Annotated in this window: 2 tRNA genes; both read left to right on the top strand. The window is 40.6% G+C overall.

The features are described from left to right. Positions 1-181 precede the first annotated feature (181 nt). A tRNA-Tyr gene (locus tag BGM26_RS14625) sits at positions 182-265 on the top strand. Between the two features lie 77 nt (positions 266-342). Further along, a tRNA-Gln gene (locus BGM26_RS14620) sits at positions 343-417 on the top strand. The last annotated feature ends 125 nt before the right edge of the window (positions 418-542 follow it).

The raw sequence follows: 542 nt of genomic DNA, 5'->3' as shown, positions 1-542 counted from the left end.
TTGGTAGAGCAACTGACTTGTAATCAGTAGGTTGGGGGTTCAAGTCCTCTAGCCGGCACCAGATTTTAAAAGATTACAGCTACGAAGCATTCCTTCTACGATTGGTAAGCTTTTAAAATCTGCGACAAAGACCGAAGGGCTTTGGAGCACAGTATCACTACAAACTATATCTAATATATACGGAGGGGTAGCGAAGTGGCTAAACGCGGCGGACTGTAAATCCGCTCCTTCGGGTTCGGCAGTTCGAATCTGCCCCCCTCCACCATTATTTTTAATAAAAACGTTGAAAATGGACAAACTAATTTTAGTCCTTTTTATTTTGTTAAAAATAAATTACATCAATGGGCTATAGCCAAGCGGTAAGGCATCGCACTTTGACTGCGACATGCGTTGGTTCGAATCCAGCTAGCCCAGCCAATTTTAAAAATACAGCATCGTAGCGTTACATCAATGAATGGTATTTTTAAAATTTGCGACAAATCACGCAGGGATTTGAAGCACTGTTCGACCAGTATCAATATATAGGAAATAATACTTTTCTT

Source organism: Bacillus sp. FJAT-29790, from assembly GCF_019039215.1.
Lineage (GTDB): Bacteria > Bacillota > Bacilli > Bacillales > Cytobacillaceae > Cytobacillus.
The sequence above is the reverse complement of the archived record's forward strand: the minus strand, read 5'-3'. Positions and strand labels throughout refer to the sequence as shown.